The organism is Bradyrhizobium sp., assembly GCF_049581145.1.
Taxonomy (GTDB): Bacteria; Pseudomonadota; Alphaproteobacteria; order Rhizobiales; family Xanthobacteraceae; genus Bradyrhizobium.
In genome coordinates, this window is sequence record NZ_JBAURI010001027.1 from 1 (window position 1) to 8,107 (window position 8,107).

Sequence of the window (8,107 nt, forward strand, 5' to 3'; positions counted from 1 at the left end):
CAACAAGGTCAAGCTGTCGCAGAAAGTATCGGCGATCACGACCCGCGCCTTCGTCTCTCCCGAGAAGTCGGAAGAAAGTGTCGGCAGAAAGTAACAGCCGGCAGACGGCCGCTTACGACATCCAGCAGGCCACACTCGACGGGGATTCGGTCGGCGCCCATTCGACGTATATGCTGTCGCCCGGCAGATCGCTCGCCGCAGCAACTGGAACACCGGCCTGCACGCGCTGCAATACGGGGGGTGAGTGGATGTTGTTTTGGCATCCGGCAATGCCCCCTCGGGACCGCTGGGCAGGTTGCGGGCGACCTTCCGCCGTGGCCCGAGGAGCGAAGGGCGGAAGCCGTAACCCTCGGATCAGCCGGTCATCCGCGACAGCACCTCGTCGCGCTTGATCCAGTGATGCCAGACCACGGCCGCGAGATGGACGGCGAGCACGGCGGCAATGATCCATGCGCCCCAATAGTGCAGCAGCTTGCCCCATTCGGAAATGTCCTTGTCGTGCGGCAGTAGACGGGGCCACTGGAAAAGGCCGAACCAGGGCAACGAATAGCCGCCCGCGGCCGAATAGAGATACCCGGAGATGGGCATCACCAGCATCAGGCCGTAGAGCGCAAAATGGCCGGCACGACTTGCCAGATGATTGAGCCGTCCGAGCGGCGCACGGTATGGCGGTTCGCCGGCCACCAGGCGCCACGTCACGCGCACGACCAACAGCACCAGGATCGTGAAGCCGAGCGATTTGTGCACTTCCAGCAGGCCCTGGCGCGGCTGATGTCCGGCGGGAAGATAGCGTCCCATTCCGCCAAGTGCGATCGCAAGCAGGATCAAGGCGGCCATCGTCCAGTGCAAAGCGCGCTGCACCCGGTCGAACTGGTAGCGCGCCTCGTTCGCGCGGGCGTCCATCTGCAATGCCATTCATCGGCCTCCTCGCGGGAGGCGATCCCGCGTCCAGATCAGGTGAGCGACTTCTTCGCTGCCGAGAATTAGCGGGGTCAATTCACATCCAGCGATGCCAGCGTCTTCTGCGGGCCCGCAGGCGCAGCGATGCTATCTTGCCGATCAATCACGGCAGAATTTGGCGGGCGGGATGGAGGCGACCGGTCCACGCATGCTCGAGCAGCGAACGCGGAAGCCGTAACTCGCATCTCGCCGCATCCATCGCGAATGACGCATAGCGATTCGTGCCCGGAGCGGCCCCCGTGGGGCTCCCATCGGCCCTACAAACCGGTCGTGGGAATCGGCGGGTTGCTCACGACTGCCGCCGTGTCCGGCGCCGATATTGCAACGGTTGCCTCGGTCAGATAGCGCGGCAGATCATCCTGCAGCGAATAGACCACGCAGAGCGCGAGGCTGGCCCAGACCGCCGCGCTGAAATAAAGCGACATCCAGGCAATCTCGCCCTTCCATTCGGCGAGGTCGTGCGTGACCACCCAGCGCGTGCAGACGTCACGCAGGCCCTCGAGCGGGTGGAGATGCCTGCCGCCATTGGCAACCACGGCCCGCCAGCGGCTGAGATACATCGGGACGTCGACGGTCATCAGAAACATCAGATAGAACGCGATCCCGACGACAGTCATGGCGAGCGCCACGCGAACCCGACCGTCGAATTCCGGCAGCAATCGGCAAAGGGCGATCCCGACGACGAAGAACGCAACCGCCCATATCGAATTCTCGATCGCGTTGCCCAGATAGTTGGTGGTCAGCACCGCATACCAGGAGAAGCATTCAGCAATCAGGATCAGCGGCACGATCACCCACGCGGCATTCAAAGTGGTGTCGGCGCCCGTCATCAGGCCGAGCGGATGCAGGATGACCGCCCATTGCGCCACGAAGCACACCTCGGCCACGGTCGCCACCGAGCGGCCGACCACGACGCTCGACAGCCAGGTATCGAACAGGCAGATCCGCTGCACATCGGCGCGCGGCAAGAACGAGCGCAGCGCGCAGCCGAAAACATAGGCCGCGCAGAGCAGCAGCATGAGCCCGATGCCAGGCGCGCCGCCGAGAGCGCCACCCGGCTGGTCGCGGAGCCGGCCATAAAGCAGAAACCAAATTGCGATATTGACACCGCTGACCAGGGTCAGCAGCCCCCACCACCAGGCCAGCGGATTCGACCACGCGAGCGACGTTGACCGCGCCCGCCATTCCAAGCTCATCGACCGCTCCGCTTGTTATCGAACCGACATGCGACTGTAGTAATTCTGTCACAAAATTGTAGCCAGTCAAATAAGCGTGCGCCGGCTGACGTGACGCGCCCGATACAGGCAACGGGCCGCAGCCGGCGCCGTACTCGCCAAGACGCGGGCCACGACACGCAACCTGGCTACCAGTCGAGAAGATCTCCTCATCGGACGTCATCGGCCGGCAGTTGAAAAGCCTGCGGCCCGCGCGCGGCAATCCCGAATTGTCATGAAACCGCGATAGGCTATCCCGATCATCGCAGGAGCATTCTCGCCGTCATGACCATGCAGGATCTTGAATTCAACCTGGAACTCAGCCGTCGCAGGCTCTTGACTGCCGCAGGCATCGGCGGCGGCGCCGTCGTCGCGACGTCCCTCATCGGCAACGGCAACGCAACGGCGGCGCCTTCCTCCGCCGGCTCTCTGGAAGCCCCCGGCCCGTCCGATCCGGTCAAGACACCGCCGGTCGCGGGACTGCACCTGCAGTTCGGCGCGGATGCATCGACAGGGATGGTGGTGTCCTGGCACACGCTGCAGCCCGTGCAAAATCCCCGGGTCGTGCTCGGACGGCTCGATGGCCGGCTCGAGCAGACGGTCGAGGCCAAGGCGGTCAGCTACACCGACGCCAAGTCCGGCAAGATCGTCTACGCCTACCACGCCAAGCTCGACGGCCTGGAGCCCGACCAGCCTTATCTCTACGGCGCCATGCATGACGGCGCCGAGCCGGAGTTCGCGACCTTTCGCACCGCGCCGCGCGGCCGCGCGCCGATCGCCTTCACGAGCTTCGGCGACCAGGGCACACCGACTGTTGGCAAGAAATTCGTGCCGCCGGCGGGCGTGACGCTGCCGAATCCGCCTTTTGTGAACGACAATCTCGGCTCGCCGGCGGCGGGGGACACCACGCTCGGCGTGGAGCGGCTGAAGCCGCTGTTCCATCTGTTCAACGGCGATCTCTGCTACGCCAATCTCAGCGAAGACCGGGTGCGGACCTGGTGGGATTTCTGGGACAACAACAGCCGCAGCGCCCGCAAGCGTCCATGGATGCCGTCGGCCGGCAACCACGAGAACGAGCTCGGCAACGGACCTATCGGCTATCAGGCCTATCAGACCTATTTCTCGCTGCCGGAAACGGCCGGCCAGACCGACGTCACGCGCGGGCTCTGGTACGCGTTCACGGTCGGCGCGATGCGCGTGATCAGCATCGCCAACGACGACATCTGCTACCAGGACGGCGGCAATTCCTATGTCCGCGGCTATTCGCACGGCGCGCAGAAGGCCTGGCTGGAAAAGGAGTTGGCGGCCGCCCGCCAGAATCACGACATCGACTGGGTCGTGGTCTGCATGCACCAGGTGGCGATCTCGACGGCCGACATGTTCAACGGCGCGGATCTTGGAATCCGCGAGGAATGGGTGCCGCTGTTCGACCAATACGGCGTCGATCTCGTCGTGTGCGGGCATGAACATCATTACGAGCGCTCACACCCGATCCGCGGCCGGGAAGCCAACGCCACGCTGACGCCGTTGGCAGCGGCGACCACGACCGACGTGATCGATACCACCAAGGGCACCGTGCACATGGTGATTGGCGGCGGGGGCACGTCGGTACCCTCGAACCAGCTGTTCTTCAACCCGCCGGCGTGCCGGGTGATCACCGGCGTCGGCGAAGTGGACCCGAAAACCGGCAAGCGTCCGCCGGTCTATGTCAGGGAGCCCGCGCCGTGGTCAGCGGTACGCAACGCCGCGCATGCCTATGGCTTTGCCGCCTTCAGCCTCGATCCCGGGTCGGAGCGCGGCGGCATCACCACGATCAAGGTCACCTATTATGACGTGGTCGGACCGGACGGTCAGATCGCCCCCTTCGAAAGCTTTACGCTACAGCGCCCCCGCCGCGACTAGCGCCGCACCGGTCGAATCCGGCCGCCGGCCGGCTCCGCGTGCGGGCACGCTGACGCTTGGTGCGCTGCTCCCTGGTTGCGGGCCCCATTGAAAGGCATACACTTCCCGCGATTAATCCGGACGCTGATGATCCGGCAGCAGGAGGAGAAGATGATGCTGACAAGACGTGGGTTTGCTGGATTTGCGGGTTTTGCATCCTGCGCGCTGTGCGGGCTCGCCGAGTTCGCGGCGAGCGAGGTGTCGGCGCAAACTGCGCCGCCGCCCGCGCCCGCGGGCTTCACCCGAAAGATCCTCTCCCAAATGGATGGACCGATGCCCGGCTACGTGACGCTGGTCGTCGAGGTCAGCATCGATCCGGGCACCGTCGTGGCGCGGCACACGCATCCCGGAATTGAATCCGGCTATGTCGTTGCCGGCGGTCTCGATCTTCCGATCGAGGGGCAGCCGACGCGCGCACTGAAGCCCGGGGACGGCTTCCAGGTGCCGGTCGCCACACCGCATGCCGGCAGCAAGAACGGCGAGATCAAGACCGTGATCGTCAGCACCTATGTGGTGGAGAAGAGCAAACCCCTCGCCTCTCCGGCCTGAGCGATCGACGTCAGCCTGATTGCAACGGCAATCGCGAGAGGCAGCCTGCCCGGGCTGCTTCTCGTGATCGATCATAAATCAGCCCGGCCCGCTATTAATGTTATGTCTTAACTAATAATTAATTATGCGTTTGCCCGCACCTGACGACCGGCCTAGCGTCGTGATCAGGGCTGCAACCAACGGATTGGTACGTGCCATGACGTATAGAATTCATGGGGCGCTCGTCGCCTCCCTGAGCGCGGTCGCGCTGCTGCTGGCTGCGAACGAGGCCTTCGCCGCCTCGACGGCGGTCTCGCGCGGAGGAGTGACGTCGGCGCATGCGATGTTCCGTCCATCGCTCGCCCGATCGTTCCGGCATCACCGGAGAAACAACCTCGGAGCGCTGTGGCCGGCAGTCGGCGACTACGATTATGGATCGTCAAATGGCGAACCGCTGGCGGATGTACCGCAAGCCTCCGGTGATGTTCATTACACCTATAAATATGATGTTCCCTGGGATTGGGCGCATCGATATCCGCCGGCCGTCACCCTTTCCGATCGGCCCTATATCTCGAGCTGCCCCGCCGAGGAGGTGACGGTTCCCGGGCGCGGTGGCAGAGAGCAGACTGTCACGGTCATGCGCTGCTACTAAAAAGCACGCTTCAGGCGAGATTGGCCGTCGGCCGAGCAGCGCAGCTGCCGCGCGATGGCAGGCTCTCCAAGCAAACGGTCCCGCCAGCGTCGCACGCTGCGATACCAATCTCGCTTCGTTCGTCGCCGTGACGCTGCGGCCGCCATTTCAAGATGGCTTCCTGCACCCCGACAACGGTAGTCAATTCCGGGTCGACTCATTCGTCGTCGCGGGATTGATGCGGCACGCCTTGGAAGGGCCACCGTTTTTACTTAGCAAGACGCCAATTGTGTCGTCGCGCCATCGGCTCTGCCGCATGGAGATTTGTAGTAGTTGTAAAGGAGTACCATGATGCTGGAACGGTTTCGTTGGACGGTTGTCGCAGCTTTCGCGCTCATGCTCGGTCCGGCAGCACTTGCGGCCGATACCAAGGCCAAGGCACCGGCCTCCGAACAGCCGCATCGCCTCGTCATTCAGGTTGATCAGAACGATCCCGCCGTCATGAATCTCGCGCTCAATAATGCGACCAACATCATCGAGTACTACCGCGGCAAAGGCGAAGACGTGGATATCGATCTGGTAACTTACGGACCCGGCCTCTACATGCTGCGGGCCGATACCTCGCCGGTGCAGGCGCGTCTCAAGCAATTGAAGGACTATGCATTCCCGAGCACGATTCAGTTCTCCGCCTGCAACGTGACCAGGGTGGGAATGGAGAAGAAGGAGGGCCATCCGGTCAACATGGTGTCCGAGGCCGTCATCGTTCCCTCCGGCGTCGTGCACCTGATGGAGCTGCAAGAGAAGGGCTGGAGCTACCTGCGCCCCTGAAGCGTGGTGGCTTAAGGCGCGATGACCTAATGCTGATTCGTCATCAGCGCTTCACCTTGCTGTTTGAGCATGATCTCAGCGCAAGCGCGTTCTGCGCTTGTCACGAGCAAAACCGCTGTCGCATTTTCCGGACGATGCTGCAGCCGGGTTCGGCGGCAAAGTCTCCGGCGTCTCCGGCGGCTCAGCGCCTGCCGGATGCTGCCTCGTCGGTCGTCTGCGCCCATTTGCACGCGGCGGCGATCTTCTTGCGGACGGCGCCCCATCCGTCGAGCTGGTAGGTCACGGCTTGGGGCGAGCTTGCGCGATCGGTCACGCCGATCTTCAAGCGTGCGCCGTCCGGCATTGACTGCAGGATCGTCGTGGGATCGCCCTTGCAGGTCGCGGTCTTGCCGTCCGCGGACAGCACCCAAGGCAGCCGCACCACCGGCTGGTCGTTGACCTGATAGGCGACCTGCAGCTCGTTGCCGCGCGCCGCGCTCCATGCGCCGTCCGTGCGCAGCATGAATTCGGTGTGTTGTCCGCGGCAGCGAACCGCGAGGGTCTGGTGTTCGCCCTTCGCATCCGACACCGGATGGATCACCGCGGTCACGAGCGGACTGTAATCGATCGGTGAGGTCGTTTCACTGACGAGCCAGTCGTTGCCTATTGGCCTCACTGGACTCTCGGGCGCCTTTGGCGAGGGATCCGGTTTGACCGCGACGGCCGGTGCCTCAGCAGACTGCACCGGCGGGGTCACCTGCGCACGCGCGTCCGATAGTCCTTTGGATGGTTGCTTGAGCGTCTCCCTGGACGCTTCCTTGGACGGTTCCTTGCGCGCTTCCTGGGCTACCGCAGCGCCGCCCGACGACGCGGCGGTGTTTCCCGAATCCGAAGACGGGGTACCACCGGGTTGTTTCGGCGAAGCCGTCTCCGCAGGCGCTGCTGCAGGTTTATTGGCCGGAGGTTCCGAGCGGACCAGTTCGGAAGCACCGTCCGGCGGCGCGGCGCCGGGAGATGCGTCGGACAGAGCATGTTCCAGGCAGTCGAGCTGGTCCGCGCTCGATTTCTTGAAGCACTGCAGCCGCTGCGCCGGATCGTCGGTGATCTTGGAACAGATCACATCGGCGAAGTGCGCCGCTTGAGAGCACGCCTCCAGTCCGGCCACGCCCAGAGGCGCGGATTGCGCGGAGGCGGCGCCGCTTCCGATCAACAGCACCGTGCTAGCCAGCTTCGCCCACATCACAGATGCCCATCTTGCTTGGTGGAGGATTGATTGGGGGGCGACTTGCGATCGAGCCATTCCTGGGCGGCTCGAAACCGCTCCAGGCCAGGCGCGCGCGCGGTCGGATCAACGTCCTTCCATTTTACGTCGAATCCGGGCGAGCGCAGCTTGTCCATCCGGCTGAACAGCTGATCGACAAATCGCGCACATCGACGATAGCGCGGCGAGTCGGGTTGCCAATTGAACGTAGCCAACAGGGTTGGAACCGCAATCGTGGCGATCCGCTGGTCCTTGGCGATCAGGTTCGGGTAGTCCGCCGAGTCGAGATAGGAAGGCAGGTAGTAGTCCTCGAATTTCGGACCATAGTCGACGGAAAGGAACTTGAAGCCTTCGTCCCATTTTCCCTTCGCGAAAGCATCGACCGGCTTCGACGTGACAAAGACGACGGCGGCAATCTCTCCGCGCTTCAGCTGTTCAAGCGCCGCTGGATGCGGAATGAACGTCTTGTCGACGTCGACGCCGAGACGACTGAAGATCAGAGGACCGGAATAGGCGGCGGCGGTACCTTGCGTGTTGAAGTTGACTTTCTTGCCCGCGAGATCGGCCAGTGTCTTTATCTCCGGCCGAACGAAGATGTGTAGTTCGGATGGAAACAGGGTCAGGAGTGACGTGATCCGCTGCTGGATCTCCGGCACCTGCGACTTGTACTCTTCCAGGGAGTCGCTGTTGATGACCGCGACATCGACGCCCTTGAGATAAAGCAGATCGTTGACGTTCTCGGTGGGACCGCGCGTGACGATCGGC

Annotated in this window: 8 protein-coding genes; 4 read left to right on the forward strand and 4 right to left on the reverse strand. The window is 63.4% G+C overall.

Annotation, left to right across the window (positions count from 1 at the left end; genetic code table 11):
• Nucleotides 1–354 precede the first annotated feature (354 nt).
• Together WCB02_RS33225 and WCB02_RS33230 are read right to left on the reverse strand one after the other, a co-directional pair.
• Complete coding sequence (locus WCB02_RS33225) at nucleotides 355–915, reverse strand: cytochrome b (protein ID WP_423965073.1); 561 nt, start codon at nucleotides 913–915, stop codon at nucleotides 355–357.
• Nucleotides 916–1,217: 302 nt separating this feature from the next.
• Nucleotides 1,218–2,156, reverse strand: a complete 939-nt coding sequence (locus WCB02_RS33230; RefSeq protein WP_423965076.1) for a hypothetical protein — start codon at nucleotides 2,154–2,156, stop codon at nucleotides 1,218–1,220.
• Between the two features lie 309 nt (nucleotides 2,157–2,465).
• On the opposite strand from WCB02_RS33230, the gene WCB02_RS33235 reads away from it, so the two are divergent.
• The 4 genes from WCB02_RS33235 (at nucleotide 2,466) to WCB02_RS33250 (ending at nucleotide 6,102) form a co-directional block, all read left to right on the forward strand.
• Nucleotides 2,466–4,076 carry a fibronectin type III domain-containing protein gene (locus WCB02_RS33235; protein ID WP_423965079.1) on the forward strand — a complete coding sequence of 537 codons (1,611 nt, stop codon included), beginning with the start codon at nucleotides 2,466–2,468 and terminating at the stop codon, nucleotides 4,074–4,076.
• 153 nt (nucleotides 4,077–4,229) lie between these two features.
• Complete coding sequence (locus WCB02_RS33240; RefSeq protein WP_423965081.1) at nucleotides 4,230–4,664, forward strand: cupin domain-containing protein; 435 nt, start codon at nucleotides 4,230–4,232, stop codon at nucleotides 4,662–4,664.
• 196 nt (nucleotides 4,665–4,860) lie between these two features.
• Nucleotides 4,861–5,295: a hypothetical protein gene (locus WCB02_RS33245; protein ID WP_423965083.1), complete on the forward strand. Its 435-nt coding sequence runs from the start codon at nucleotides 4,861–4,863 to the stop codon at nucleotides 5,293–5,295.
• 330 nt (nucleotides 5,296–5,625) lie between these two features.
• Complete coding sequence (locus WCB02_RS33250; RefSeq protein WP_423965085.1) at nucleotides 5,626–6,102, forward strand: hypothetical protein; 477 nt, start codon at nucleotides 5,626–5,628, stop codon at nucleotides 6,100–6,102.
• 181 nt (nucleotides 6,103–6,283) lie between these two features.
• On the opposite strand, the gene WCB02_RS33255 is transcribed toward WCB02_RS33250, so the two are convergent.
• Nucleotides 6,284–7,321 carry a hypothetical protein gene (locus tag WCB02_RS33255; RefSeq protein ID WP_423965087.1) on the reverse strand — a complete coding sequence of 346 codons (1,038 nt, stop codon included), beginning with the start codon at nucleotides 7,319–7,321 and terminating at the stop codon, nucleotides 6,284–6,286.
• On the reverse strand, nucleotides 7,321–8,107 hold a 787-nt coding region (locus WCB02_RS33260), incomplete at its 5' end, for a TAXI family TRAP transporter solute-binding subunit (protein WP_423965090.1). The genes WCB02_RS33255 and WCB02_RS33260, both read right to left, overlap by 1 nt.

Coding starts and splice junctions, on each gene's coding strand:
- WCB02_RS33225 (WP_423965073.1), bottom strand. CDS start 915: ATGGCATTGCAGATGGACGCCCGCGCGAACGAGGCGCGCTACCAGTTC.
- WCB02_RS33230 (WP_423965076.1), bottom strand. CDS start 2,156: ATGAGCTTGGAATGGCGGGCGCGGTCAACGTCGCTCGCGTGGTCGAAT.
- WCB02_RS33235 (WP_423965079.1), top strand. CDS start 2,466: ATGCAGGATCTTGAATTCAACCTGGAACTCAGCCGTCGCAGGCTCTTG.
- WCB02_RS33240 (WP_423965081.1), top strand. CDS start 4,230: ATGCTGACAAGACGTGGGTTTGCTGGATTTGCGGGTTTTGCATCCTGC.
- WCB02_RS33245 (WP_423965083.1), top strand. CDS start 4,861: ATGACGTATAGAATTCATGGGGCGCTCGTCGCCTCCCTGAGCGCGGTC.
- WCB02_RS33250 (WP_423965085.1), top strand. CDS start 5,626: ATGCTGGAACGGTTTCGTTGGACGGTTGTCGCAGCTTTCGCGCTCATG.
- WCB02_RS33255 (WP_423965087.1), bottom strand. CDS start 7,321: ATGTGGGCGAAGCTGGCTAGCACGGTGCTGTTGATCGGAAGCGGCGCC.